Here is a 25547-nt window from a genome sequence, read left to right on the forward strand (position 1 = left end):
CGTAGTCAGCAGTTACTATAATGGTTAGCCCATATACGAATCAGCTGGTTATATCGGGGGTTGTTTGTAAAACACCCAAGTTTAGCCAAAGCCCCGCGGGCATACCGCATTGTATTTTTGTTGTAGAACATAAATCAATGCAAGTTGAAGCAGATCTTAACCGTAATAGTTATGTTAGGCTTCAGGTGGTTGCCAGTGGTAAGCAAATGCAACAACAGACTCAACATTTGCACGTTGGGCAGGCATTGCAAGTGAGTGGTTTTTTAAATCGCCACGAAGGTCGTAACGGCCTTAGCCAATTGGTTTTGCATGCTCAGCATATAGAAAGAATTATTTGAGGAATTAATCTCATGGCACGTTATTTCAGACGTCGTAAGTTCTGCCGCTTTAAAGCGGAAGGCGTACAACAAATCGATTACAAAGATCTAGCTACTCTTAGAAACTATGTTACAGAAAGTGGCAAAATCGTACCTAGCCGTATCACAGGTACTAGCGCTAAATACCAGCGCCAGCTAGCAACTGCTATTAAGCGTGCTCGCTACTTAGCCCTTCTTCCATACACTGACTTACATAAGTAAGCAGCGGATTAACACGTTTTTAAAAGGTGTAGAAACATGCAAGTTATTCTACTAGATAAGATCGCTAACCTAGGTGGCCTAGGTGACCAGGTTGTAGTTAAATCTGGCTTCGCACGTAACTTCCTTTTCCCACAAGGTAAGGCAGTTCCTGCAACTAAAGCAAACATTGAAACGTTTGACGCACGTCGCGCAGAACTAGAAGCAAAAATCGCTGAACAGTTAACTGCAGCACAAGCACGCGCTGACAAACTTGAAGCATTAGCTGAAGTTACATTAGTATCTAAAGCTGGTGACGAAGGTAAATTATTCGGTTCAATCGGTACTCGTGACATCGCTGACGCTATCTCAGCTGTTGGTGTTGAAGTTGCTAAATCAGAAGTTCGTTTACCTCTAGGTACTATCCGTGAGACTGGCGAATTTGACGTTGCAATCGCAGTACACTCAGACGTAACAGCTACTATTAAAGTAATCGTTATTGCTGAAGCTTAATTTTTAGAATTAAGTTAAAAAAAAACCGTGCTTTGCACGGTTTTTTTGTGTCTAAAATTTATAACCCAAAGCAATAAATTGTTTGTTGTGGGTAAAATTAAGCATGTTTCTAAAATAAAGCTTCATTTTCTACAAATATTCTCTATTTCATTTAAACCTTTCTATTCTTCTGCGCGTCTAATAAGTTAAATTGCAATTACATAATTATAAACAGGAAAAATTTGCGATGTTAATGGACGCTAATCAGCCAATAACTGATCAAGTGCAGCAAATGCTTATTGATCAAGTTAAAAACGGCGACCAGTTAGCCTATAAAGCGCTCTATGACATGCATAAAGCAAAAATTTATGGCTTATGCCTGAGGCTTATAGCCGATGAGGAGTATGCACAAGATGCTACCCAAGAAGTGTTTGTGCAAGTATGGAACAAAATAGCGCAATTTGACGGGCGTTCGCAGTTTTCCACTTGGCTTTATAGTGTCGCCAGTAATATTGCTATTAGTTATGTGCGCAGACAAAAACATTGGCTTAATAAAGTAATTAGCTTTGAGCAAAGCGGAATGGATGAACAAGCTGCACATGACTGTAACGGATTAAATGGGCTAGATAAATTAATTGTTAGACTGCCTGAGCGCGCAAGAATGGTATTTGTGCTTTATGCAGTAGAAGGTTACAGGCATGAGGAAATTGCAACCCTGTTAGGTATGGCGGTAGGCTCTAGTAAGGCGCAATATCATCGTGCAAGGCAATTATTAAAGCAGTGGTATGAAAATGAATAAAACAAATTTTGATGACTACTTAAATGAGTCTTTAACCCAGTTAGATAAAAATATTCCACCAAAAAAAGAACTGTGGAATGGGATTGAGCGCGCAATAATAGCTAATAATCAGCCCACTATTAATACTAACCAATATTGGCCAAAGCTCACCGCCATTGCTGCATGTTTTACCGCGGTTTTGGTCAGCACAGTATTGTTATTTAAAGTACCAGAGGCAAATACTGCAGTGGCAATGAGTGAGTTTTTTACTAAACAAAAACAAAGTTTACTAGTGCAATATCAAAGCCAAGCAGCATTGACCGACAATTGGCAAGTACAGTTACAAGAACTTGAAGATGCAGAGCAAGCAATAAAGCAAACTCTTGAAAATGAACCGAAAAACAAGGCGCTATTGTCTATGTTAGCGCAAGTTTATCAACAACAACTCGACTTAATTAACAAGGTGCATGCACCGCGTTGGCAACACATCTAGGAGAAATAAATGAAAGCAATAATATTAGGGATCGCTTTATTACCCATGGCCGTATTTGCTGGTGAAAAAATAGATCAGCAAATTGAGGTACCCAATGCTGGGGTGATCCACATTGAAAACCAGCGTGGTGATATTAAAGTGACAGGTTGGGATAAAAATCAATTTAAAGTAACCGGTGAACTTGATGATAAGGCACAAGGCTACACACTTAAAACACAGGGTAATAAAACCCAGTTTATTGTGAAAATGCCTGAACTTTCTAATTGGGATAATAACAACAATGGCTCAACGCTCGCTATTTTTATGCCAAAAAGTAGTGCGCTAGAATTTGTGGGTGTTAATGCATCTATAACGGCCAAAGAGTTACAAAAAGGTACTGAAATTGATGTAGTTAATGGGGCTATTACAGTAAACGATCTTAATGGCGATATTAAGCTGACTACTGTAAATGGTGACATCAAGGCAAAAGCACTTAATGGTAAAGTTCAATTTGAAACTGTTAATGGTTCGATTGATGATCAGCAATCTAGCGGTGAAGTTCGTTTTAGTGCGGTTAATGGCGATATTACATCAAACTCGACGGCCAATGATATTCGCTTAGAAAACGTAAATGGCGATATTAACTTTAATTTAGATACAATTAAAGAGTTACAAATAAGCACCGTTAATGGCGAAGTTAAGGTACAAATTAACCGCCTTCTGAGTGATGCTGATGTGAGTTTTGAATCTGTTAGTGGTAACGCTGCGTTTTATTTCCCTGCTGATTTATCAGCACAATTTGAGGTGGAAGCACACGCTGGCGGTAAAATTGACAACCAGTTAACTAACGATCAAGTACAAAAAGCCAAATATGGCCCAGCAAGTGGAATTAAGTTTAATACTAATGGCACTGATGCTAGTGTAGAGATGAATACTATTAGCGGTGTTATCGAACTTAAACGTCAATAATTAGCTATTTTATTTTAAGTAACAAAAAGCAGGAAAAGATTTCCTGCTTTGCTATTTGCACAGCCCCGCCAAGTCGATAGAATAGAGCTATTCAATTTTAGTACTGTGAAGTTATGGCCAAACCAGATAAGCAAGTCGACACTCTTAAAGTTCCTCCCCATTCAATAGAAGCTGAACAATCTGTTTTAGGTGGTTTAATGCTTGATAACCAAGCATTTGATCGCGTAGCTGAACTTGTTGTGGCGCAGGATTTTTATACCCGTACCCATAAGCTTATTTTTGAGGCGATGACAGCTCTAGCTGAAATTGGCGATCCGATTGATTTAATCACAATTTCTGAGAGTTTAGAAAAAAATAACCAGTTGTCAGGTATTGGTGGATTCGCGTATTTAGCCGAAATAGCAAAAAACACCCCAAGTGCTGCTAATATTGATGCTTACGCTAGCATTGTACGCGAACGTGCAGTTGTGCGTGAAATGATTGGTGTCGCCAATGAAATTGCTGAGGCAGGCTTTAACCCAGAAGGGCGCACAAGTCACGATTTACTCGACTTTGCTGAGAGCAAAGTATTTAAAATTGCTGAGCAACGTACAAAAAGTAGTGATGGCCCGCAAAGCATTCACAACATACTTGAAAAAACCGTTGATAAAATAGAAGAGCTTTATCAGTCACCACAAGATGGTGTTACCGGTGTAAGCACAGGTTACGCTGATTTAGATAAAATGACGACTGGTCTGCAGCCCTCAGATTTAATTATTGTAGCAGCACGTCCATCGATGGGTAAAACTACCTTTGCGATGAACCTTGCTGAGCATGCAGCAATGACCCAAGACAAGCCTGTACTTATCTACTCACTAGAGATGCCCTCTGAACAAATTATGATGAGGATGCTGGCGTCCCTTGGCCGAATTAACCAAACCAAAGTACGTACTGGTCAGCTAGATGACGATGACTGGGCGCGCCTTTCATCAACCATGGGGTTACTCATGGAAAAAGGCAAAATGTATGTTGATGACGCCTCAGGCTTAACACCCACTGATGTACGTTCACGTGCACGTCGTATTGCCCGCGATCATGGTGGTATTAGTATGATCATGGTCGATTACCTACAATTAATGCGCGTACCTAGCTTGTCAGATAATCGTACCTTAGAAATTGCCGAAATTTCACGTTCACTTAAAGCATTAGCAAAAGAATTACAGTGTCCGGTTGTTGCACTATCGCAGCTTAACCGTACCCTAGAGCAACGTGCTGATAAACGCCCAATTAACTCAGATTTGCGTGAGTCGGGCTCTATTGAGCAAGATGCCGATTTAATCATGTTTATTTATCGTGACGAAGTATACAACGAAGACAGTACTGATAAAGGTGTTGCAGAAATTATCATCGGTAAACAGCGTAACGGTCCGATTGGTAAAGTGCGCCTAACCTTCCAAGGTCAATTCTCTCGCTTTGATAATTACGCGGGGCCTGCTGTAGATGATGATTACTAATGCGCTTAGCTATTGCCGAAATTAACTTACAAGCACTTGCTCATAATTTAGCGCAAGTGCGACAGTTTGCGCCTAACAGTAAAGTTATGGCGGTATTAAAAGCCAATGCTTATGGCCATGGTTTAGTAAAAATAGCGCAGCACCTTAATGATGCCGACGCATTTGCAGTGGCACGAATAGATGAAGCGCTCGCACTGCGAGCAGGCGGGCTGACCAAGCCTATTGTGTTGTTGGAAGGTTTTTTCCATCAAGATGACTTGCCGATTTTATTAGCCAATAATTTTCAAACCATAATCCATGATGAAAACCAGCTCAGAGCACTTGAAAATGCAAAGCTCGATGCACCAATCAGTTGCTGGTTAAAAATCAATACGGGTATGCATCGTTTAGGGGTTGCACCAACGCAATTGAATGATTTTTATCAGCGCTTGCAAGCGACTGATAACGCTAAAGATACAATCAATTTAATGACGCACTTTTCCAGTGCCGATGATGTTAATGATCCCAAAACAGCTGAGCAAATTGCTTTGTTTGATTCATTAGTGCAAGGCAAACAACAAGCACATTGTTTAGCAAATTCGGCCGGTATTATTGCTTGGCCTGCCGGTCATGGCGAGTGGGTGCGTCCAGGCTTGATGATGTATGGTGTATCACCAATGCTTAACACTTCAGGCAAAGATCATCAGCTTAAGCCGGTGATGCGTTTAACCACTAAGGTCATTGCAATTCGCGATGTTGATGCTGCGCAAGGTGTTGGTTATGGTGGTAGTTGGCAAAGTGCTCAGCCAACTAAGCTTGCAGTGGTTGCTATGGGCTATGGTGATGGTTATCCGCGTCATGCTAAACATGGTACCCCAGTAGTGATTGCTGGCAAACGTTATGGTATTGCTGGCAACATCTCTATGGATATGATCAGTGTTGATATTGGTGAAAATGCTGATGGCATCAAAGTCGGCGATGAGGTAGTAATGTGGGGCCCTGAGTTGCCGGTAGAAGAAATTGCACAATGTGCTGATACTATATCTTACGAGTTATTGTGTAATATTACACCGCGCGTAAGTTATGAGTACCAGCGCTAATATTTATTTTAAAAATACCCATTAAGTTTGCATTGCTAGAATGATCGTGATGCTCACTTAATCGGTATCGTTACTCTTTTATAAAGTAAATATCGCTAAAGCCCATGCGAGCAAATTCTTGATCACGAAAGTTACGCACAGCCGATGACCCTTTAGAGGTCATTTCAATTTGGCGTACCATGTTTAAGTAGTTAGTTAAATCGATACCTTCGGCAGCCGCAATAGCCTGATACATATCGTGGTATTTATCTTTGGCGAAGTTAATTTCGCGCGGTTGATTTTTAAAAGTGTAGGTAATTCTGCGTGCCATAATGAGCTCATTTAAGTTGAGTGTTAGTGTAATTTTACACTGTATTTAAGTTGCGTTGAATGATTAGTTGAAATCAAATAATTAAAAAGGTGAGTTTGAAATGAAGTTATCAGTAGAGATCAGTAAATACCCGCTCCACCAAGATTACATTCCTTTTATTAAAGGCTTTATCGACAGAGTTAATGCCTACGAAGAACTCAAAGTGATCACTAATACGATGTCGACCCAAATATTTGGTGATTATGATCTAGTTATGCAAGTGATCAGCACAGAAATTAAACATTCATATGAGCAATTTGGTAAAGCTATATTTGTGTGTAAATTTATTTCGGGCGATTTATCTCCCGAATAACCTCTTAACAAACACGGTCGTTTTATAATGATGGATTTTGTAACGCAAATACTCAGTGGTTTTACTGCTATGTCGCATTGGGAATATATTGCGGTTGCTTTGTCGATGGCGTATTTATTACTGGCCATTAAAGAGAACTTATGGTGCTGGCCTGCGGCTTTTTTTAGTACGCTTATTTATACCATTATGTATTGGAATGGCGCGCTGCTAATGGAGTCGTTACTAAACTTTTATTATATGTATATGGCGGTGTTTGGTTGGGTCGTGTGGCGCAAAGGCAAGGCTAATCAAGCGCAGCGACTAATTACATCCTGGCCGGTAAACCGACATATTATTTTAATTGTACTGACTACATTAGTGTCATTAGCAATTGGCTATGTAATGCAAAACTATACGCATGCAGATTTTGCGTATCTTGATAGTTTCACAACTTGCTTTGCTGTGGTTACTACGTATCTGGTAGCTAAAAAAGTACTAGAAAATTGGCTCTATTGGATAGTCATTGATGCGGCCTCTATGTATTTGTACTATGAAAAAGGCTATTACCCAACCCTTGTTTTATTTGTATTTTATACCGTTATGGCAGCATGGGGATTTAAAACGTGGTACGAAGAATATGAGCAAAGCCAAGCCAAGCCCATGGCGCAACTTTAATCTATGAACCCGCATTCTCAGTTAGTTAATATTTGTGGCGCGTTTTTAGTACCGAGCACAATAACCTCAACAGAGTATTTGGTTAACGGTTTAAGCAACGATAACTTTTTGATCCGTACTGACAGCCAAGCTTATTTATTAAAGTGTTATAAAGCGTATTGGCCACAAGTAGGGTTACATGCCCAGTATGAGCTCAGTAAACAACAAGTTTGCTCTGCTCCCATCTGGCTTGATAAGCAAAATAAGCGCGCAGCTTTTAACTATATTGATGGCGACGTCGCGCAGTCTTATTTGGCGATGCCGCTACTGACTAAACTTGTTAAGCTACATGCGTATACAACTAATAATGAGGCAATGAATATAGCTTTGGAATTGCAAGCCTATCAGCATTTATTAGTGTTTAAACAGTATGAAAAGCTCATAAGCAAAACATTAAAAAGCATAGCCAACATGCCCGTAGATAGCGGCTTTTGCCATAACGACTTAGTCAAAGAAAATATCGTGGTAAACCCGCAAGGCGTTTATTTAATCGATTTTGAGTATGCTCAAACAAATGATGTGTATTTTGATCTTGCTGCGTTAGCGGTTAGTTTTAAATTAGATGCTTCAGGCAAGCAGGCTCTGCTTAACAATTACAAAATGCACACCCTATCAGAACAATTTTATTTATCTATGCATAAACTCAATTGCTATCAGTTAGTTTACTTACTGTTATGTATAGGTTGGTATGAGCAACGCGCTATAAACAATCAGGTTGTTGTATTGCGCGCGCAACTGGATGAGCTTATTGCTTTAATGGAGGGTTAAAGTCCGCCAAAGCGTTCCGCAAGCTCTTTGTATTTTGCTACTTCATCAGCGTCAAATTGCATTTCGCCGTTATCATCTTCTGATTTAGCGATTAATAGGCTTTCTCGAGCAAGGCGTTTAACGCGCTCTGCTTTTACACCTAAAAATTCAGCAACTTGCTCTGTTGACATTAACTTCATAATTACTTCCTCGTGTTTAATCTTTCCGTTCAGTGACAATAATAGATAATATGTGTCTAAAGCGTTACTGTTTTTTTATAGAATATAAACAAATAGCGCTTTTTTTACCTTTTGTGAAGTGATTAGTTTAAATTATAGACATGTAAACGAATCATGCTGGCATTTATACAAAGATGCCTTTATTATTGCGCATGCTAAAGCATTGATATCGCGAGTTGATGTGGCGGCAACAAATGTGCTCTCGTGGTGAAATGGATATCACGTGGCCCTCCGGAGGCTAAGTTGTAGGTTCGATCCCTACCGAGAGCGCCATTTGCGTTTAAAGTATCATTTCCTGTTTCTTCCTCAAAATACCTACAATTATTTAAATCAGTCCGCTGCCTTACCTTATTTAATTTTCGATAATAAAATATGTAGCAATCTATTTTATACCTTTAGGCGTATATTCATTGCTGAGCTTATGATTTATTCTTGGTGGTGCGTATAATTATTGATGTTAATCATTTATTATTACCCTGAACTCAAAAGCTAGACTTTTATAGCTAAATAATGCTATTTAAAGTATATATTCATTAATTATAGAAACCCTCATTTTTATGCTAATCACCTTACCTATATCAGAACTCGTTCCAGGCATGTACGTAAATAGCGTTACTAAGCAGCAGGAGAGTGTGGATGGCATAAAAATTAAAACCAGTGGTTTGGTTCGTGATAAATCAATCATTCAGCGTTTAATTACCGAAGGGGTGCTTGAGCTTCTCATCGACTTTACAAAAAGTGATGTCGCCGTACCAGCTAAATACAAAGAAAAACAAAAACCACAAGCTCCTGTAGCTAAGCAAGATAAGCCAGTTAAGGCAAAGGTTGCTATAAGCTTAGAGCAAGAGTTTGCAAAAGCCAGTGTGAGTTATGATGCGCACAACAGAAAACTACAAAGTATTTTTGGTGATTTAACATCAGGTTTGTCACTTAATATTGAAGCGCTCAATGAAATAAGTAATGAAATAGTGAGCTCTGTATTTCGTAATGAACACGCTATGACTATTTTAACTCGGATCAAAGATAAGCACAGTTACAACTGGCGTCATATGATCAACTGCACCATTTTTACAGCGGTGTTTGCTAAATACTTAGGTTATAAACGCGCTGTTGTGCAAGAGCTTGCAATGGGGGCTTTAATGCATGACTTAGGTCAGGCTAAGTTACCGCAAGGGATATTTTCCAAACCAGGAAAAGTCACAGGTAACGAAATGACGGCAATAAAAAAGCATGTCGCACAAAGCTTAGGATTGTTAAAAGGCGGAAAAGGTATTACGCCTTTAATGCTTGATATGATTGTAAATCATCATGAGCGTCTTGATGGTTCAGGCTATCCAAGAGGTGTAGATGGAAGCAAATTAAGCCGCCCAGCTCGGATCATTGCTATTGTAGACGTATACGATGCATTGACAGCAGATAGACCGCATCAAGAGGGTGATGAGCCAATTAATGCGCTTCGCTATTTGTTAGCTAACAAACAGCTGTTTGATGCAGAGTTAGTACAGTTATTTATTAAGTGTTTAGGTGTACACCCAGTAGGGACTATTGTTAAGTTAACCAATGAGCGATTAGCGTTGGTGCTAGAGGGCAATCATTCAAACCCTATCAAACCTAAAGTGAAGCTTTTTTACAACGCTAAGCATAACCATCATGTTACCGCAAAAGATATAGATTTAAGCTTAAATAATAACGAGATAAAAATACAGGCAAGTGTTAAACCCGCTGATTATAAGATTAATTTGCCTCGGCTTTTAAAAGAGCATTTACTGCTTTAGCGTTGCATCTTCTTTTTTCGTTTGTTTTAACAGAAATATACCCACCCAAAAAGCAACTCCCCATCAGCGTTAACCACAATAGTGTGCCTAATTCTACATGTAATGCTAAGCAGCAAAAACCTAAAGCAATAAGCGCCATGGCAATGGCTGCGAGCCAATATTGATTGACTGGATTGTCACATTTTCCAGCACGCGTACACGCGCAATAATTTGCCTTATAAAAGAAATAGACACTAATGCCGCAAAAAATAAGCCCAGCAAGAATAAGCAAAATGATCACAGTTTTCTCCCTTTGTGATTTTATTTGCAGTGTAAATTGCAAACTATTTCAAGTCAATGCAAATAAGAATTAATATCATTAGAGTATATACTCTAATACCACACTTCTTGTCCGATGAGTTTTAAATAGTTGTTAAATTGTCGTTAAAAAACGTGTTTTTTGGCCTTTTTTAACGTTTTAGTAAGGTTTTTTATAAAAAATTAAGGTAGGGTACGCAGGTTTGAAACTCTAATAACAACACACATAGCTATCCAAACAGTAAGTTTGGCTAAGGACACAACAATGAAATTTACTAAAACTCTTATTGCGGCATCGCTGGCATTTGTTTCAGCTGATACTTTTGCAGCGGCTTTTCAGCTTGCTGAGCAAAACGTATCTGGTTTAGGTCGTGCATACGCAGGTGAAGCGTCTGTAGCAGACGATGCGTCTGTGGTTTCACGTAACCCAGCATTAATGACGTTGTTTAAAGAGAAGCAACTTAGTGTTGCAGCTATGGCTGTCATTCCTGATGTTAGCCTTAAAGGCACAGGTAATGCCTACGGTTTAGATAACAGCGCACTAGATGATGACAGCATTGCACCAAGTGCGATTATTCCAGCGGGTTATTTCACTATGCCAGTAAACGATAAGGTATCGGTTGGTTTTGGTGCTTTTTCTAACTTTGGCCTAGCGACTGAATTTAACGATGATTACGCAGCTGGCCAAATTGCCGGTGAAACTGAAATTGTTACTGTAAACATGAACGCAAGTGTTGCTTATAAAGTATCAGAGCAGTTTAGCTTTGGTATTGGTTTGAATGCAATTTATGCAGAAGCGAAGATTATCCGTAAGTTTGGTTTCGTACCTCCTGTAAACCCTGTTATTGCATCTATTCCTGCAAGTGCTGATGCGGTTAACCTTGAAGGTGATGATATGGGTTACGGCTTAAACGTTGGCTTAATGTATCAGCTAGATGAAAATAGCCGCTTTGGTTTTAATTACCGCACAGAAACAGACATCACTTTTGAAGGCGAGTACTTTACACAGCTTCCAGTATCACCACTTCAAAATCAAGTTTTACCAGGCTCTGTTGAAATCACATTGCCAGCAATTGCTGAGTTCTCTGGTTCTCACCAGTTAGATGAAAAGCTAGGCGTTCACTACAGCGTATTATGGACAGGTTGGAGCAGCTTTGATTCATTAGAAGCACAAGTTACTGCGCCTACAGGCGATAAGTTCAGTGCCTTCGAAAAAACAGAAGATTTCTCTGATGCAATGCGCTACTCAATTGGTACTGATTACCAGTACAGCGAAAACTTAATGCTTCGCGCTGGTTTTGCGTTTGATGAGTCGCCAGTGTCACAACAGCATTTATCAATTTCTATCCCTGATACAGACCGTTTCTGGTTCTCGTTCGGTGGTAACTACGCGATTGATCAAAACTCAAATGTTGATTTAGGTGTGAGTGTATTACGTGGTAAAACGCAAAAGTTCACTGAAAAAGTAGAAAGCGAAACGCTACCTCAGCAATGGTCTTTTGAATCAAAAGGTCATGCAGTACTTATTGGTGCTCAGTATAACTACACGTTCTAATGCTGCCTAGAGCCTAGAGCCTAGAGCCTAGAGCCTAGACACAAAAAAGCCGCTTACTTCAAATGAAGTAAGCGGCTTTTTTTATACTTATAAATTAACTGTTTACGAATAGCATAAGCCATCCGTAACGGTTTAATTATAAGCTTTCAATCTTCGTTTTTTGCTCAAGTAGCTTAGTTTTAGCATCTGTAAATTCAGCTAGCTTAGCGTTTTCTTTAGCCAGTACGGCTTCAGGTGCGTTGTTAACAAACTTTTCGTTAGCGAGTTTATTTTGCACTTGGGCTAGCCCTTTTTCTGCTTTTTCAAGTTGCTTGTTAATTCGTGCAAGCTCGGCTTCAACGTCAATTAAGCCCGCCATTGGGATCATAATCTCAAGATTGCCAACATAAGAGGTCGCACACGCTGGAGCATCGTCTTTGTTTTCAAGCAGGGTAAACGCTTCAAGCTTAGCTAATGACGCTAGGAATGATTCATTCTCGTTTATACGGCGCACATCATCGCTTGATGCGTTAGCCAGTAAAACGCTAAGTGGTTTACTTGGGCTGATATCCATTTCACCACGGATATTACGAATTGCTAAAATGAATTGCTTAACCCACTCTAAATCGTCCATTGCTTGTGCATCAACATTGGCTTGATTATAAACAGGGAAGCCCTGAACCATAATACTGGTACCCGCTGTTTCAAGGCCAGCAAGTGGAGCAACACGTTGCCAAATCGTTTCAGTGATGTAAGGCATCATTGGGTGCATTAAGCGTAATAAGCTTTCAAGTACGGTAATAAGGGTATGACGTGTACCGCGTTGCTGTGCTTCATTGCCTTTAAATAATACCGGCTTCGTCAGCTCTAAGTACCAATCACAGAACTGGTTCCAGGTGAATTCATAAAGCGTGTTCGCCGCTAAATCAAAACGGTAGTTATCAAGATGCTCGGTGTAGGTTTTAACCGTTGCTTCATATTGGCCTAAAATCCAACGATCAGCTAACGAGTACTGTTTTTCACTGTCGTTAAAGCCACAGTCTTGCTCTTCTGTGTTCATTAATACGTAACGGCTTGCGTTCCATAATTTATTACAGAAGTTACGGTAACCTTCAAGACGGTTCATATCCCAGTTGATATCACGACCGGTTGATGCCATGGCAGCTAAAGTAAAGCGTAGTGCGTCGGTACCGTGTGCTTCAATACCGTTTGCAAATACTTTGCGGGTATCTTTTTCAATTTTAGCGGCAAGTTTAGGCTGCATCATATTGCCAGTACGCTTTTGTACTAAGTCTTCAAGGCCAATGCCATCAATCATGTCTAGTGGGTCAAGTACGTTACCTTTTGACTTCGACATTTTATCGCCGTTATCGTCACGTATTAGGCCAGTTACATAAACTGTTTTAAAGGGAACTTGTGATTTACCATTTTCATCTTTTATAAAATGCAGCGTCATCATGATCATACGCGCGACCCAGAAGAAAATAATATCAAAACCGGTTACCAACACGTCAGACGGGTGGAAGGTTTTTAAGTCATCAGTATTCTCTGGCCAACCTTGAGTTGAGAATGTCCAAAGTGCAGATGAAAACCACGTATCAAGAACGTCTTCGTCTTGGCTAAGTGCTACGCTATCTGCAATGTTGTTATCGCGGCGAACTTCTGCTTCATCACGACCAACGTATACGTTGCCTTCGCTGTCGTACCAAGCTGGAATACGGTGACCCCACCAAAGTTGGCGTGAAATACACCAATCTTGTACGTCGTTCATCCATGAGAAGTACATGTTTTCATATTGCTTAGGTACAAATTGAATGTCGCCATTTTTAACAGCCTCTTTTGCAGGCTCTGCAAGAGGTGCAACACGCACATACCATTGGTCAGTAAGCAGTGGTTCAATAACCACACCAGAGCGGTCACCGTAAGGAACGGTTAAGTCGTGGTCTTCAATTTTTTCAAGTAGGCCTAGCTCTTCAAATTCAGTAACAATAGCTTTTCGTGCGTCAAAACGGTCAAGGCCATGCAGGCGCTCAGGAATAGGCGCGTCAAATTCAAGTTCTTTACCGTCAAAGGTGTATGTTTCACCTTTTGTTAAAATAGCCGCGTCTTTATCAAAGATATTAATCATCGGCATTTGATGACGTTTACCTACTTCGTTATCGTTAAAGTCGTGCGCAGGGGTTATTTTTACACAACCCGTGCCTTTGTCTTTATCGGCATGCTCATCGGCAACAATTTTAATACGACGATTAACAATCGGTAGTAAAATCTCTTTACCGATTAGGTCTTGATAGCGCTCGTCATCGGGGTTTACTGCCACACCTGAGTCACCTAACATGGTTTCTGGGCGCGTGGTTGCAACAACAATGTAGTCTTTACCGTCTTGTGTAGTTACGCCATCAGCAAGTGGGTAACGTAGGTTCCACATGTGGCCTTGTTTGTCTTTGTTTTCAACTTCAAGATCAGAAATCGCAGTGTGTAATTTTGGATCCCAGTTTACTAGGCGTTTACCACGGTAAATTAGGTTTTCTTTATGAAGGCGTACAAATACTTCTTTAACAGCTTCTGATAGGCCATCGTCCATAGTAAAACGTTCACGGTCCCAATCAACAGAAGCACCAAGGCGACGTAATTGTTTGGTTATCGTGCCACCAGACTCGTTTTTCCATTCCCAAATTTTATCGATGAATGCATCACGGCCTAAATCGTGGCGTGTTTTACCTTCTTCTGCCGCAAGTTTACGCTCTACTAGCATTTGTGTGGCAATACCTGCGTGGTCAGTACCTACTTGCCACAACGTATTGTTACCTTGCATACGTTTAAAGCGCGTTAAGGTATCCATGATAGTATCTTGGAAAGCGTGGCCCATGTGTAAGCTACCCGTGACATTTGGCGGCGGGATCATAATTGAATATGGGGTGCCTTGGCCAGATGGCTTAAAGTAGCCTTTTTGTTCCCAGTCTTGATAGAGAGACTGTTCAATATCTTGCGGATTGTAGGTTTTATCCATTACACAGAACCTTAAATAAGTACTTAAATGAGTTAGTTAGCTTTGTACGCAGTGAGCGTTAGCGATTAATATCTTGCGTGGTGATATTGGCACCGAGTTGGCGTAGTTTTTTAAAGCGCTCACGAGCGGCTTGTTTGGCTACGGGCTCTACGGGTACAAAATCAAAAACTTGGTTAAACCGACGAATAAAATCCGGTAAGTGATTGGCCAAGTTAATTAATACTTTACGATTACCAACGGGTGGTGTTGTGCCTATTTCTACAGGTGCGCCGCCTTTTGGGCCTTCGCCTTGTAAATTGTGAGGTACAAAACTGTCGGCATCAAATGTCCAAATAGTTTCGTCAATGCTGTTGGCGGTTTCTTCGCTATCTACAAAAATAAATACGCGTTGACCAAGCCGATACTGTTGCCCAGCTATTTGAGCTGCTAAAGCAAAGTGATCATCGGCTTTAGCTAATGACTCATCTTGTTGCTTTAAAATGAAAAACTGGGCATTCATGTTCATTGTATCGGGATTTCCCATGACATTGATTGTGCTGTTATTAAATACACACAAATTAAGAAGGGGATTTTGCCATATAACGGGGTTTGCTTCAATTAATACCCAATAAATAAGGCGCTTTAAAAGCGCCTTATTTTATACTCTACATTGAGCTGTGAAGCCCTGTGTTAGTTTGTTAGTCGTGAGTTGCTTCGCTAATACCAGCTCGGTTTAATAAATACTGAGTCAGCATAGGAACAGGACGACCTGTTGCGCCTTTTTTAGCGCCGCTGCGCCATGCAGTACCGGCAATATCTAAATGAGCCCAATTATACTTTTTAGTAAATTTAGATAAGAAACAGGCCGCGGTAATAGTACCTGCTGCGCGCCCACCTAAATTAGTAAAGTCGGCAAACGGGCTTTCAAGTTGATCTTGATAATCATCCCATAATGGCAGTTGCCATGCACGATCGCCACTTTGCTCAGACGCTTTTAATAAATCATGCGCCAGTGGATTATGATTAGCTAATAAACCCGTAGCATGGGCACCTAAAGCAACAATACATGCACCGGTTAAGGTTGCAACATCAATCACGGTTTCTGGTTCAAAACGTTCAACATAGGTCAGCGCATCACATAATACTAAACGGCCTTCGGCATCGGTGTTAAGTACTTCAACCGTTTGCCCAGACATAGTTGTTAGTATGTCTCCTGGGCGATAGGCGTTTGAGCTTGGCATGTTTTCACAGCCGGCTAAAACTCCAATTACGTTTATAGGTAGCTGCATTTGTGCAAGCGAGCGCATAGCGCCAATAACACCAGCTGCGCCCCCCATGTCGTATTTCATTTCATCCATGCCTTCGCCTGGTTTTAATGAAATACCGCCTGAGTCAAAGGTTAAGCCTTTACCAACGAGAACGATAGGCGCTTGGTCATCGCTTGCGCCTTTGTAGTTAATTACCGACATAACTGATTCGTTATCACTGCCACGACCTACTGCTAGGTATGAGTTCATTCCTAGTTCGGCCATTTTATCTTCGCCAATTAGCTCAACAGTGATGTTATCAAAATTAGCTTCCAGTTCTTTGGCTTGCTCGCCAAGGTACGCTGGATTACAAATATTAGGCGGCATATTAGCAACGTCTTTACACAGCTTACTACCTGCTGCAATCGCTAAACCATGCTCAATAGCACTTTCGCCTATAGTAAGTTCACGGCGCGTAGGCACATTAAACACCATTTTACGTAGTGGGCGGCGAGGGTCTACTTTTTTACTTTTCAGCTGATTAAAGGTGTAAAGGCAATCTTGTGTTGTTTCAACAGCTTGACGTACTTTCCAATAGGTATCACGCCCTTTAACATGTTGTTCAGTTAAAAAGCACACGGCCTCCATTGAACCCGTTTCGTTTAGCGTGTTGATAGTTTTAGAAATAATTTGCTTATATTGTTTATCGTCAAGTTCGCGTTCTTTACCGCAGCCAACAAGTAAAATACGTTCGCTTAAAATATTGGGCACATGATGCAATAGTAGTACTTGTCCTGGCTTACCTTCTAAGTCGCCACGGCGTAATAAATTAGAGATATAACCATCGCTAATTTTATCAAGTTGTTCACCAATGGGGGATAACCTGCGTGGTTCATACACACCCACAACAATACACGCACTGCGTTGTTTTTCTGGGCTACCACTTTTTACGTTGAATTCCATTGTCACTCCTGATTTTGAGTCATCTATAGAAGCTAAATTGGGACTAAAAATGTGTTTTCTAGTCTTTTTACCTAAATTTTTAGGTCTAGCGCTAATATTAGTAGATTTTACTCGACTCTTACTGTGTATTTGAACTTTATATGCTTAAGGGTAACTAATGCAACATTATATCGTGATGTTAGGTAGGATAATTAATATTGATGGCTTATAATATGTGCTTAATACTCATTTAAAATGAGTGAATTAACTAGTTCACTCATCGTTTTTTATTATTATATTGAAATTCCATGTTTAACAGGGGCGAATGTTGCTAATTTTCCGTTATTTGACCACTGAGGTTTTAAAATCGCAGGTCGCCGTATTTTTAACTTTAATGACCATATTTTTGTCGCAAAAGTTTGTTGTTATTCTTGGTGATGCCTCAGAGGGGAGCATCCCAGCAAAACTCGTGTTCGCAATGATTGCGCTTAAGTTGCCACAGTTAGCATCATTAATTTTACCTCTGAGTTTATTTTTAGGAATTATTTTAGCTTATAGCCGTATTTACGCTGACAGTGAAATGACGGTACTTAAAGCTTGTGGCGTGAGTGAGTGGTATGTGGTGCGCATTACGCTTATTTCTAGTGTCATCTTAGCGTTACTCGCCGCGGTACTTACCTTGTATGTTGCACCTTGGGCTAGCGAGCAAGAATATCAATTAAAAGAGCAAGCAAAGGCGGATGCTGGATTATCGGCGCTTAGAGCTGGGCGTTTTCAACAAACCGGTAACGAAAAAGCCGTGGTATTTATTCATAATATTGAAAATGGCGGCAAAGAACTTAATAAAGTATTTGTTGCGCAGTTGCCAGATAGTGAAAAAGGCGATTTAGCGCGTTTAGTATACGCTGAGCAAGGCGTTGTAATTGAAGCACAAAGTGGTGAGCAGCAGTTAGTACTTACTGATGGTAAACGCTATGAAACTGATGGCGAAGCGCCTTCGCTTAACTTAACTGAGTTTGATGGTTACAGCGTACAAATTCGCGAACAAGAAATAGAGCATCAACGTCGTAAATTAGAAGCTGTGCCGACCCGTGAACTTATGTCAATTAATACTCCCGAAGCAATTGCACAGTGGCAGTGGCGTTTAGCGATCCCACTTTCCATTCCGTTATTAACTTTGCTGGCCGTGCCTTTGAGTGTAGTAAACCCTCGCCAAGGTAAATTTGCAAAATTGGTACCCGCTATCAGCTTGTATTTAGGTTATTTTATTTTACTTAATGCGGCCAAATTTGCAGTAGAGGATGGCAAAATTCCGCCATCAATTGGACTGTGGTGGATTCATTTAAGTGCATTATTTATTGGTAGCTTATTAATTATTAGAGGTCGTCCATTGGGTGCTTGGCTTAAAGCTGTCGTCACTAAGCGGGAGCAAAACCTATGATGAAAACACTTGATTGGTACTTAGGTCGTAGCATTTTGCAAACCACAGGGTTTGCGTTAATGGTGCTAGTGGGTATTAGTACATTAATAAAGTTTATTGAGCAGCTTAAATCTGTAGGGCGCGGGAGCTACGATATAATGACTGCCATGCTGTACACTATTTACAGTATTCCAGATGATTTAGTGGTGTTTTTTCCTATGGCTGCACTTATTGGTGGCTTAACTGGATTAGGAGCGCTTGCCTCAAATAGTGAGTTGGTAGTAATGCAAGCGGCGGGGATGTCGCGTTTACAAATTATTGGCTCAGTAATGAAAACAGCTATTTTTATGGCATTGTGCGTAATGGCTTTAGGCGAGTGGGGCGCTCCTGCTGCACAGCTTCACGCTAAGGAAATGCGTAATCAGGCGATTCATGGTGGGGATGTGTTTAATGCGCAAAAAGGAGTGTGGGCTAAAGACGCTAATAACTTCATTAACATTGAAGATGTTGACCAAAATGGCATGCTGCGCGGCGTTAACATGTATCATTTTGATAAATCGTTATCACTAACACAAATCACCAAAGCAAAAGAAGCCGTAGGGCGAGATAGTGGTTGGCTATTGCGCGATGTAAATAAAGTGATGATCAGCGAAGAGTTAATTACCACTGAACAAGTTTCTGAAGAGTTTTACCCGTCGCAGCTTACCGCCGAAAAGCTAGGCGTGGTATCGGTAAAACCAGAATCACTGTCGTTTTCAGGGCTATGGTCATATTTAGCTTACTTACAACAAAATGAGCAAGACACCAGCACCTATGATTTAGCGCTCTGGCGTAAATTAATGCAGCCCGTCTCTATTGCCGTAATGTTGTTGGTTGCTTTATCGTTTATATTTGGTCCGCTGCGAACTGTAACTATGGGGGCACGAATTATTATGGGGGTGGTAACCGGTATTGTGTTCCACCTAACCAACGAGATATTTGGCCCTGTGGTAATGGTATATCAAATTCCAGCGATTATAGGCGCTGTTCTACCGAGCATTTTATTTACTGGGTTTGCAGCTTATTTAATGAATAAGCGGGTGTAGCTAGACTTAAAGCTTAAATAAAAAACGCGGCCTTTGTAAAAAGCGCCGCGTTTTTTTATGCTTTAACTTGAGGTTATACCAATTCGCTTAATTAAGTATTATTGCGGATTGATATCAATCTAGTTCGCGATAAACGCGTTTATTTTCTTCTTTGGTGAGCGTAACCACTTCGGTTTTTGATAAGTAATCTTGCAGTGCTTTTTTATTTTTAAAGTCGACTAATACCACTAAATTTCCTAAACCAAGTAATGCGCTGATACTGCGGATAATAGCTTGTGGCCAGCTAATTAAACTTCCTTGGTTGGTTTGTACTTTTAAGCGCCATGCGCGCATACCAATTGTTTGCCCGCTTTTAGTCCAAAAATAACCAAAAAACACCAAACCAACCAGAACTAACAGTGAGCTGCGAACCCCTGAAAGTAACAGTGAGTCCTGAATACGTGCTGAGACATCTTCAGCGCCATTAAGAGCAATAACATCAAGGGAAATAAGCCCTTGAATAGCAAATAAATACAATACCACCGTTAGCATCGCAAAAGCGATAATAGCTAATGTATCGTACACCAATGACGCAAAACGGCGCCAAAACCCTGCCCGTGGAAACTCAGCCAACATAAATATACTCTCACTGTTAATGTGCGCGATAGTTTAGCAAATAAGCCGTCAAATACTACCTATTACGCTACGTGCTTAACTCGATATTGGCTCAAATGTTAATGGGTGCCTAAATGTTAAGCGGTTGATCATGCTTAATACATAAAACGCTTGCCGCTTTGCTTATTGTTTGTATAATGCTTAACAATGAGATGGAAGAGGATACATAATCTTTCACTCTAAAGTGGTTTTTCTTTATCTTCTCATGTTTAGAAGGTTAAAGAAAAATGATGCCAGCGTGATGAAATTGGTATACATGGGGGATTCAAAATCCCCTGCCGCAAGGCGTGCCGGTTCAAGTCCGGCCGCTGGTACCACTTTTTATAGCCCCTGCTAGATTTAGCAGGGGTTTTTTTATGCCTTAAATTTGAGTGGCTGAACTTGAGCGGCACGTGAGGTGCCGCTGTTATAAGTAAAAGTCCGGCCGCTGGTACCACTTTTATAGCCCCGACCAAATTGGTTGGGGTTTTTTTATGCCTTAAATTTTAATAGCCTAAAGCCGCCAGAAATGAGAACACTTATTCCTTATGCTGTTCTTTGCTTCCATTAAGAATGTAATTAACCTAAGCTCAACTATAAAGTTTATTAAGAAGTGCCATTGTTAATGTTTGCAAGTTACCGTAGTCCAAACAGTTTATCTAAAAAAATGATGCGCGTTATTTTCTCTATCTACTTGTTTGTAACCTGCCTCATAACAAGCATGCAGTTTTTAACTGAATACTTAAAAACACAAGACTCAATCTCCTATGAATTAAAACAGTTGCAAGAAACTGTTCAGGGTCCTGTTTCGACGAGTTTGTGGCAATATGACCAAACTCAGTTAGGTGTACTCGTTGATGGGCTTGTTAAAATGCCGGTTATTGAGGGGGTTGATGTTTTTGACAAACATGGCAACAGCATGATTTCTAAACGTTCTTACACTCAAGCCTCACTTCCTCTCTCAATTTTTGAAACTAAATCTGAGTTGTATTGGACGCTTAATGGTACACGGGTTTTTCTTGGCACATTGGTGCTCTATTCATCGTCTGAGGTGGTTTTAGATCGTGTTTTATTTGGTTTTTTCTTAATTGCTATTACGGCAATGATAAAATTATCAATTTTGTTTGGGTTATTTATTTGGGCTTTCGATCGTTACCTAGCCAGGCCTTTAAAAGAATTGATGCAACAAGTTAATGAGGTCCAATCAAGTAAAAATACACGTAAACGGATCAATCTTTCACATATTGAAAACAACGAGCTCAGCCAGCTCCAAGATCATATGAATACGATGCTCTTTAGTATGGAAAGGGATCGGGAGCGATTACTCGAGGATGAAAAATCTAAACGAGATTGGCTGGAAGAGGCCGTTACAAAACGTACAAAAGATCTACAAGTATTAAATGAAAAACTTAAAACGCTTGCAACAAGAGACTCTCTAACGGGTACTTTAAATCGGGGGAGCTTTTTTGATACAGCAAATCATTTGCTAGAACTTTCTCAGCGACAGAAATTACCCGCATCTTTTATTTTAATTGACTTAGACTACTTTAAAAACATTAACGATACGTATGGACATTTTGTTGGTGATAAGGTGCTTATTCATTTTACCGACACAGTTCAGAGCATGATAAGAGAGTCTGACCTTATTGGTAGAGTGGGTGGAGAGGAGTTTGCACTATTTCTTCCAAATACAGGGCTTGATAACTCGTTCAAACTCGCTAATAAAATAAGAAAGGCTGTGGTTGATTCAACCTTAGAAGTTGATGGTGAAACTGTAATCTATACTGTAAGCATAGGCGTTGCCTCATCCGAGCTAAAAGACTGCTCAGTTACTGAGTTATTCAAAGTCGCTGACTTGAAGCTTTACTGCGCTAAAGACAAAGGACGTGATCGTGTTGAAAAATAAAATGTTTAAAGGTAAAAAAAAGATCTCTCAAGTGCTGCTTATATCCTTATTGTTAGCATTGAGTATAGGTAATTTTAGTCATGCCAATACATTAAAAGTTTGCTACGACCAATGGCCTCCTATGACCATATTTCCGTCAGAGGGTTTTCCTGCCCGCGGCTTTGTGATTGATATGCTAGAGCAAATATATACATCAAAAGGCTATCAATTAGAATATTACGAAGTGCCTTTGGCAAGGGGGCTCGATATGGTTGCGGATGGTCTTTGCGATATGTTGCCAGAATATTTATTTTCGCAAGACATCGAAGTGGGTTTCGAGTACGCCTCAGAGGCAACATTTGCATATCCAACTGCTTTTGTTGTTAGGCAGGATGAATCCTGGCGCTATGATGGGATTCAATCCATACAAGGAAAGCGTGTTGCAACAGGGCCTGGGTGGGATTACAGCTCGGTAAGTGTTGATTATCAAAATTATATTGATGATCCAAATAATTCTGATTTAGTGGAAGTAATCGCGGGCTCTAGCGATGTGGTAGAACGGATTTTTCAGATGATTAAAGCGGGAAGAATCGATCTATATGCAGATAATATGCTGGTTTTACAGTACATGTTGAATCGATTTGATTGGAACAATGGATTAAAAATAGTGCGTCCAGGCTTAGAAAATAAATTGGTTGAAATACCTATTTTTTCAAATAAAATGCCCGCAGAAAGAAGGCAAACGCTAATAAATATATGGAACAGTGGTCGTTTATCTATCAAAGGAGATAAACAAAAAATGCTTCTTAAAAAGTATAATGTGGCTTTATAAGTGCTTTAAAATGCCCCAATAGCACGCGCTAAGAAAGTGAGATATTTAATTTGATTATGATCTTATACTTTTTTTCCCCGTAAATTAATTAGTATTAAATTACTTTGTACTGAGTTTTTTACTCGGATATTATATACCTCAACCTCTTGTTGCGAATAAAACATCATGACTCAATTGACCGCAAAACAGAATATTCAAGCCATTGTTAAAGCGATTAAGGCGGAAGAAGCGCTGCTTCGTCAAAAACATCCATTGTTAATGCATCAAAACACCTTGGGAATGGCTATCTTATTGCTCTCGCTAAGTGCGTTAATTGGGGTTGGTACTTTGTATTACTTTGCCATTATCCCTGCTTGGCTTTGTATTGTATTGGCCGCTATAGCCACCTCTATTTCGCACGAGCTTGAGCACGATCTTATTCATAAGCAGTACTTTAGCAACCAGCCTTTTTTACACAATTTTATGATGTTTACTGTGTGGTTGATGCGCCCTAATACGATTAGCCCGTGGTATCGTCGCAAGATGCATTTGCATCACCACAAAACGTCGGGCACTGAGCAAGACCTAGAAGAACGTTTGGTAGGTAATGGTATTAAAAACCCGTTTTTACGTGCATTGGTGATTGTTGATGGATTGCTTGGTTTATTAATTAACGCAAAACGTTTTAGTAAAGAAATTAAAGGGTTTAGCTTTTTTAAAGTGTTTAACGCAGGTTTTCCAATTACTACTGCTTATTTTGCTATTTTATACAGTGTGATAGGGTTTCATTTAATTAATTTATTTACCCCAATTGCGGCTAACTCACCGGCATTATTGCTCGATGTAATGAATGTGTTCGAGTTTTTAATGGTGGTGCTGATAGTGCCTAACATTGTACGTTCGAGCTCACTTAATTTTGTTACCTCCAGTATGCATTATTACGGCGGTGTTAATAATATGCTTGAGCAAACTCACGTAATTACTAGCCGTTTGTTTATGCCGTTTAATTTGTTTTGCTTTAACTTTGGCCACACCCACACAATTCATCATTTTGTGCCGAATCAGCCGTTTTATTTACGTCAAATGATTAGCAAAAAAATTCTTGAAGTGATGCGCCAGCACGGTGTGCGTTTTAACGATTTTGCTAGTATAAAAAAAGCTAATTTGTATCAATCATAAAGCTTGTTTTTACTCAATCTTCGAGGTTGCTGCTTTATTAACCTTGCCTAGCCTAAGGCTAGGCAATACCCCTAGTAAAATCAGATAAAGCTTATAAAACTTCCCTTTAGTACCTACTTAATCTATTACTCAGAGCTTTTTAAATTTAGTCCTTAATTGATGCCACTTAGCGCTTTGTTATGTAATTGAATACTAAGTTTAATTTTTTGATTTTAATTGATTTTTTTTAGAGTTATGGCTTGCCTTATACTCAATTTTTCACCCTTATGTTTTTATGTTATGAATAAAAAAGCACGTTAATCGAATTGAAATATTTCTGTAATATTTAGGTGTTCTAATGCGCTCTGAAACAAAAACGTCATCAAAATGCCATAATCGGTAAGACAAAACTGAGATTTAAACATGAGTGAATCAAAGCGCAATACGCTATTAATAAAAACGCTTAACTGGGCTGCTATCGCCTTTTTAGTTTATTTAGTCCTTGTAGCCGTTGGCACTGTCAGTGGTGGTTTTAAATTAGCGTCGGGCGGTACTGAGGGAGCGAAAGAGATTTTTGCATTCGCAACCAACCCGTTTATCGCATTATTATTAGGTGCTTTAGCAACCGCTTTAGTGCAATCATCATCAACGGTTACCTCAGTTATAGTGGGACTAGTTGCTGGCGGTTTACCGTTAAGTATTGCTATTCCAATGGTGATGGGTGCAAATATTGGTACCACTATTACTAACACCTTAGTGTCTATTGGCCATATTCGCTCTAAAGAAGAGTTCCAACGTGCATTTGCGGCATCAACTGTTCATGATTTCTTTAATTTATTTGCCGTTATTATATTTTTACCGCTAGAAATAATGTTTGGTTTGCTGCAAAAAATGTCTGCTGCTTTATCGCACTTATTTATTGGTGATGCCGACTTATCATTAAAGAGCTACAACTTTATTAAACCACTCGTAAAACCAGCTGTGGGCGTAATAAAAGATGCATTTAGTTTTTTAGATACAAAAATGCTAGGTGCAGCGATGGTTATTGCAGGTATTTGTTTGATTTTATTTGCCGTAACTACATTAGGTAAATTACTTAAAAAAGCGCTGGTTGGCACTGCAAAAGATATACTGCATGGAGCCATTGGGCGCGGGCCTATCGCGGGTATCACATCAGGTGCGGCAGTAACAATTATGGTTCAGTCATCATCAACGACAACCAGTTTGATGATCCCACTTGCTGGAAGTGGTGTGTTTACTACGCGTCAAATTTACCCATTCACACTGGGAGCTAACATCGGTACAACCATTACTGCTTTATTAGCGGCCACATCAATTACAGGGCCTATGGCTGAGGTTGCGCTAACAATTGCATTGGTACACGTTATGTTTAATGTATTTGCAGTTGCACTTATTTACGGCGTTCCTGTGCTGCGTGAAATACCGCTAAAACTTGCTGAAAAGCTAGCCGAAATTGGTACAAATAATAAATCAGCAGCATTAGGCTATATACTAGGATCGTTCTTTGTGGTGCCTGGTTTAATTGTACTGGCCGTTCGATAAGTAGAAATAAACGTATAAAAGGAATGCGCT

26 protein-coding genes and 2 tRNA genes are annotated in these 25547 nt (G+C 40.0%); 21 read left to right on the forward strand and 7 right to left on the reverse strand.

Annotation, left to right across the window (positions count from 1 at the left end):
- The first annotated feature begins 20 nt into the window (after positions 1-20).
- From priB to alr, 8 genes are all read left to right on the forward strand, one after another.
- The gene (gene priB / locus PSM_RS03035) at positions 21-338 is read left to right on the forward strand and encodes a primosomal replication protein N (protein ID WP_008466122.1); all 318 of its coding nucleotides are present in this window, start codon (positions 21-23) and stop codon (positions 336-338) included.
- A gap of 12 nt (positions 339-350) precedes the next feature.
- Positions 351-578, forward strand: coding sequence for a 30S ribosomal protein S18 (gene rpsR / locus PSM_RS03040; protein WP_002962753.1), 228 nt, complete (start codon positions 351-353; stop codon positions 576-578).
- A 36-nt stretch (positions 579-614) separates the two neighbouring features.
- Positions 615-1067: a 50S ribosomal protein L9 gene (rplI, locus tag PSM_RS03045; RefSeq protein ID WP_008110407.1), complete on the forward strand. Its 453-nt coding sequence runs from the start codon at positions 615-617 to the stop codon at positions 1065-1067.
- Positions 1068-1293: 226 nt separating this feature from the next.
- Positions 1294-1845, forward strand: coding sequence for an RNA polymerase sigma factor (locus PSM_RS03050; RefSeq protein WP_013464153.1), 552 nt, complete (start codon positions 1294-1296; stop codon positions 1843-1845).
- Entirely contained in the window at positions 1832-2317 is a 486-nt protein-coding gene (locus PSM_RS03055) for a hypothetical protein (protein ID WP_013464154.1), read from the forward strand. The genes PSM_RS03050 and PSM_RS03055 overlap by 14 nt, the downstream gene beginning before the upstream one ends.
- 9 nt (positions 2318-2326) lie before the next feature.
- Entirely contained in the window at positions 2327-3265 is a 939-nt protein-coding gene (locus PSM_RS03060; protein WP_013464155.1) for a DUF4097 family beta strand repeat-containing protein, read from the forward strand.
- Between the two features lie 113 nt (positions 3266-3378).
- On the forward strand, positions 3379-4758 hold the full coding sequence (gene dnaB / locus PSM_RS03065) for a replicative DNA helicase (RefSeq protein ID WP_041695638.1): 1380 nt from the start codon (positions 3379-3381) through the stop codon (positions 4756-4758).
- Positions 4758-5837 (forward strand): alanine racemase, encoded by a 1080-nt coding sequence (alr, locus tag PSM_RS03070; RefSeq protein WP_013464157.1) that lies wholly within the window; start codon positions 4758-4760, stop codon positions 5835-5837. Before dnaB ends, alr begins: the two co-directional genes overlap by 1 nt.
- 70 nt (positions 5838-5907) lie before the next feature.
- On the opposite strand, the gene PSM_RS03075 is transcribed toward alr, so the two are convergent.
- Positions 5908-6147, reverse strand: a complete 240-nt coding sequence (locus PSM_RS03075; RefSeq protein WP_004588463.1) for a DUF2960 domain-containing protein — start codon at positions 6145-6147, stop codon at positions 5908-5910.
- A 100-nt stretch (positions 6148-6247) separates the two neighbouring features.
- Between PSM_RS03075 and PSM_RS03080 the strand changes: the two genes are divergently transcribed.
- From PSM_RS03080 to PSM_RS03090, 3 genes are read left to right on the forward strand one after another with little or no spacing between them, the layout of a single operon-like run.
- Positions 6248-6499: a hypothetical protein gene (locus PSM_RS03080; RefSeq protein WP_008110382.1), complete on the forward strand. Its 252-nt coding sequence runs from the start codon at positions 6248-6250 to the stop codon at positions 6497-6499.
- 30 nt (positions 6500-6529) lie between these two features.
- Positions 6530-7153 (forward strand): nicotinamide riboside transporter PnuC, encoded by a 624-nt coding sequence (pnuC, locus tag PSM_RS03085; RefSeq protein WP_013464158.1) that lies wholly within the window; start codon positions 6530-6532, stop codon positions 7151-7153.
- Between the two features lie 3 nt (positions 7154-7156).
- The gene (locus PSM_RS03090; protein WP_013464159.1) at positions 7157-7960 is read left to right on the forward strand and encodes a phosphotransferase family protein; all 804 of its coding nucleotides are present in this window, start codon (positions 7157-7159) and stop codon (positions 7958-7960) included.
- Here the strand turns inward: PSM_RS03090 and PSM_RS03095 are convergent.
- Positions 7957-8139 carry a hypothetical protein gene (locus tag PSM_RS03095; protein WP_008110377.1) on the reverse strand — a complete coding sequence of 61 codons (183 nt, stop codon included), beginning with the start codon at positions 8137-8139 and terminating at the stop codon, positions 7957-7959. The genes PSM_RS03090 and PSM_RS03095 overlap by 4 nt on opposite strands.
- Before the next feature lie 237 nt (positions 8140-8376).
- On the opposite strand from PSM_RS03095, the gene PSM_RS03100 reads away from it, so the two are divergent.
- Positions 8377-8451: transfer RNA gene (locus PSM_RS03100), tRNA-Arg, on the forward strand.
- 284 nt (positions 8452-8735) lie between these two features.
- Entirely contained in the window at positions 8736-9953 is a 1218-nt protein-coding gene (locus PSM_RS03105) for an HD-GYP domain-containing protein (RefSeq protein WP_013464161.1), read from the forward strand.
- Here PSM_RS03105 and PSM_RS18570 read toward each other — a convergent pair.
- Positions 9913-10233, reverse strand: a complete 321-nt coding sequence (locus PSM_RS18570; RefSeq protein ID WP_076916059.1) for a hypothetical protein — start codon at positions 10231-10233, stop codon at positions 9913-9915. The genes PSM_RS03105 and PSM_RS18570 overlap by 41 nt on opposite strands.
- A gap of 282 nt (positions 10234-10515) precedes the next feature.
- Between PSM_RS18570 and PSM_RS03110 the strand changes: the two genes are divergently transcribed.
- Complete coding sequence (locus tag PSM_RS03110) at positions 10516-11805, forward strand: outer membrane protein transport protein (protein WP_013464163.1); 1290 nt, start codon at positions 10516-10518, stop codon at positions 11803-11805.
- Between the two features lie 136 nt (positions 11806-11941).
- Here the strand turns inward: PSM_RS03110 and PSM_RS03115 are convergent, their stop codons facing one another.
- From PSM_RS03115 to pepA, 3 genes are all read right to left on the reverse strand, one after another.
- On the reverse strand, positions 11942-14794 hold the full coding sequence (locus PSM_RS03115; protein WP_013464164.1) for a valine--tRNA ligase: 2853 nt from the start codon (positions 14792-14794) through the stop codon (positions 11942-11944).
- 58 nt (positions 14795-14852) lie between these two features.
- Complete coding sequence (locus tag PSM_RS03120) at positions 14853-15299, reverse strand: DNA polymerase III subunit chi (RefSeq protein WP_013464165.1); 447 nt, start codon at positions 15297-15299, stop codon at positions 14853-14855.
- A 172-nt stretch (positions 15300-15471) separates the two neighbouring features.
- A complete protein-coding gene (gene pepA, locus PSM_RS03125) occupies positions 15472-16983 on the reverse strand; it encodes a leucyl aminopeptidase (protein ID WP_013464166.1) in 1512 nt (503 codons plus the stop codon).
- A gap of 307 nt (positions 16984-17290) precedes the next feature.
- Between pepA and lptF the strand changes: the two genes are divergently transcribed.
- Complete coding sequence (gene lptF, locus PSM_RS03130) at positions 17291-18403, forward strand: LPS export ABC transporter permease LptF (RefSeq protein ID WP_041695840.1); 1113 nt, start codon at positions 17291-17293, stop codon at positions 18401-18403.
- Positions 18400-19467 carry an LPS export ABC transporter permease LptG gene (gene lptG, locus PSM_RS03135; RefSeq protein WP_013464168.1) on the forward strand — a complete coding sequence of 356 codons (1068 nt, stop codon included), beginning with the start codon at positions 18400-18402 and terminating at the stop codon, positions 19465-19467. The genes lptF and lptG overlap by 4 nt, the downstream gene beginning before the upstream one ends.
- A gap of 114 nt (positions 19468-19581) precedes the next feature.
- Here the strand turns inward: lptG and PSM_RS03140 are convergent, their stop codons facing one another.
- Positions 19582-20082 carry an RDD family protein gene (locus PSM_RS03140; protein WP_013464169.1) on the reverse strand — a complete coding sequence of 167 codons (501 nt, stop codon included), beginning with the start codon at positions 20080-20082 and terminating at the stop codon, positions 19582-19584.
- Between the two features lie 271 nt (positions 20083-20353).
- Here PSM_RS03140 and PSM_RS03145 point away from each other — a divergent pair.
- The 5 genes from PSM_RS03145 to PSM_RS03165 all read left to right on the forward strand — a co-directional run bounded on the left by PSM_RS03145 (position 20354) and on the right by PSM_RS03165 (position 25517).
- Positions 20354-20438, forward strand: a tRNA-Leu gene (locus PSM_RS03145).
- 287 nt (positions 20439-20725) lie between these two features.
- Positions 20726-22006 (forward strand): diguanylate cyclase, encoded by a 1281-nt coding sequence (locus PSM_RS03150; protein WP_013464170.1) that lies wholly within the window; start codon positions 20726-20728, stop codon positions 22004-22006.
- A gap of 1 nt (position 22007) precedes the next feature.
- Positions 22008-22817: a substrate-binding periplasmic protein gene (locus tag PSM_RS03155; RefSeq protein WP_041695842.1), complete on the forward strand. Its 810-nt coding sequence runs from the start codon at positions 22008-22010 to the stop codon at positions 22815-22817.
- A gap of 165 nt (positions 22818-22982) precedes the next feature.
- The gene (locus tag PSM_RS03160) at positions 22983-23975 is read left to right on the forward strand and encodes a fatty acid desaturase (protein WP_013464172.1); all 993 of its coding nucleotides are present in this window, start codon (positions 22983-22985) and stop codon (positions 23973-23975) included.
- Positions 23976-24377: 402 nt separating this feature from the next.
- The gene (locus tag PSM_RS03165) at positions 24378-25517 is read left to right on the forward strand and encodes a Na/Pi symporter (protein WP_013464173.1); all 1140 of its coding nucleotides are present in this window, start codon (positions 24378-24380) and stop codon (positions 25515-25517) included.
- Positions 25518-25547: the final 30 nt, after the last annotated feature.

Source organism: Pseudoalteromonas sp. SM9913, assembly GCF_000184065.1.
Lineage (GTDB): Bacteria > Pseudomonadota > Gammaproteobacteria > Enterobacterales > Alteromonadaceae > Pseudoalteromonas > Pseudoalteromonas tetraodonis.

Excerpts from the sequence above, each read along its gene's own strand:
- PSM_RS03165 (WP_013464173.1), top strand. The coding sequence starts at position 24,378 with ATGAGTGAATCAAAGCGCAATACGCTATTAATAAAAACGCTTAACTGG.
- dnaB (WP_041695638.1), top strand. The coding sequence starts at position 3,379 with ATGGCCAAACCAGATAAGCAAGTCGACACTCTTAAAGTTCCTCCCCAT.
- PSM_RS03120 (WP_013464165.1), bottom strand. The coding sequence starts at position 15,299 with ATGAACATGAATGCCCAGTTTTTCATTTTAAAGCAACAAGATGAGTCA.
- lptG (WP_013464168.1), top strand. The coding sequence starts at position 18,400 with ATGATGAAAACACTTGATTGGTACTTAGGTCGTAGCATTTTGCAAACC.
- PSM_RS03155 (WP_041695842.1), top strand. The coding sequence starts at position 22,008 with ATGTTTAAAGGTAAAAAAAAGATCTCTCAAGTGCTGCTTATATCCTTA.
- PSM_RS03075 (WP_004588463.1), bottom strand. The coding sequence starts at position 6,147 with ATGGCACGCAGAATTACCTACACTTTTAAAAATCAACCGCGCGAAATT.
- pnuC (WP_013464158.1), top strand. The coding sequence starts at position 6,530 with ATGGATTTTGTAACGCAAATACTCAGTGGTTTTACTGCTATGTCGCAT.
- rpsR (WP_002962753.1), top strand. The coding sequence starts at position 351 with ATGGCACGTTATTTCAGACGTCGTAAGTTCTGCCGCTTTAAAGCGGAA.
- PSM_RS03095 (WP_008110377.1), bottom strand. The coding sequence starts at position 8,139 with ATGAAGTTAATGTCAACAGAGCAAGTTGCTGAATTTTTAGGTGTAAAA.
- PSM_RS03160 (WP_013464172.1), top strand. The coding sequence starts at position 22,983 with ATGACTCAATTGACCGCAAAACAGAATATTCAAGCCATTGTTAAAGCG.
- PSM_RS03105 (WP_013464161.1), top strand. The coding sequence starts at position 8,736 with ATGCTAATCACCTTACCTATATCAGAACTCGTTCCAGGCATGTACGTA.
- PSM_RS03150 (WP_013464170.1), top strand. The coding sequence starts at position 20,726 with ATGTTTGCAAGTTACCGTAGTCCAAACAGTTTATCTAAAAAAATGATG.
- pepA (WP_013464166.1), bottom strand. The coding sequence starts at position 16,983 with ATGGAATTCAACGTAAAAAGTGGTAGCCCAGAAAAACAACGCAGTGCG.
- PSM_RS03090 (WP_013464159.1), top strand. The coding sequence starts at position 7,157 with ATGAACCCGCATTCTCAGTTAGTTAATATTTGTGGCGCGTTTTTAGTA.
- PSM_RS03140 (WP_013464169.1), bottom strand. The coding sequence starts at position 20,082 with ATGTTGGCTGAGTTTCCACGGGCAGGGTTTTGGCGCCGTTTTGCGTCA.
- alr (WP_013464157.1), top strand. The coding sequence starts at position 4,758 with ATGCGCTTAGCTATTGCCGAAATTAACTTACAAGCACTTGCTCATAAT.
- PSM_RS03055 (WP_013464154.1), top strand. The coding sequence starts at position 1,832 with ATGAAAATGAATAAAACAAATTTTGATGACTACTTAAATGAGTCTTTA.
- PSM_RS03050 (WP_013464153.1), top strand. The coding sequence starts at position 1,294 with ATGTTAATGGACGCTAATCAGCCAATAACTGATCAAGTGCAGCAAATG.
- PSM_RS03110 (WP_013464163.1), top strand. The coding sequence starts at position 10,516 with ATGAAATTTACTAAAACTCTTATTGCGGCATCGCTGGCATTTGTTTCA.
- rplI (WP_008110407.1), top strand. The coding sequence starts at position 615 with ATGCAAGTTATTCTACTAGATAAGATCGCTAACCTAGGTGGCCTAGGT.
- priB (WP_008466122.1), top strand. The coding sequence starts at position 21 with ATGGTTAGCCCATATACGAATCAGCTGGTTATATCGGGGGTTGTTTGT.
- PSM_RS03060 (WP_013464155.1), top strand. The coding sequence starts at position 2,327 with ATGAAAGCAATAATATTAGGGATCGCTTTATTACCCATGGCCGTATTT.
- PSM_RS03115 (WP_013464164.1), bottom strand. The coding sequence starts at position 14,794 with ATGGATAAAACCTACAATCCGCAAGATATTGAACAGTCTCTCTATCAA.
- PSM_RS03080 (WP_008110382.1), top strand. The coding sequence starts at position 6,248 with ATGAAGTTATCAGTAGAGATCAGTAAATACCCGCTCCACCAAGATTAC.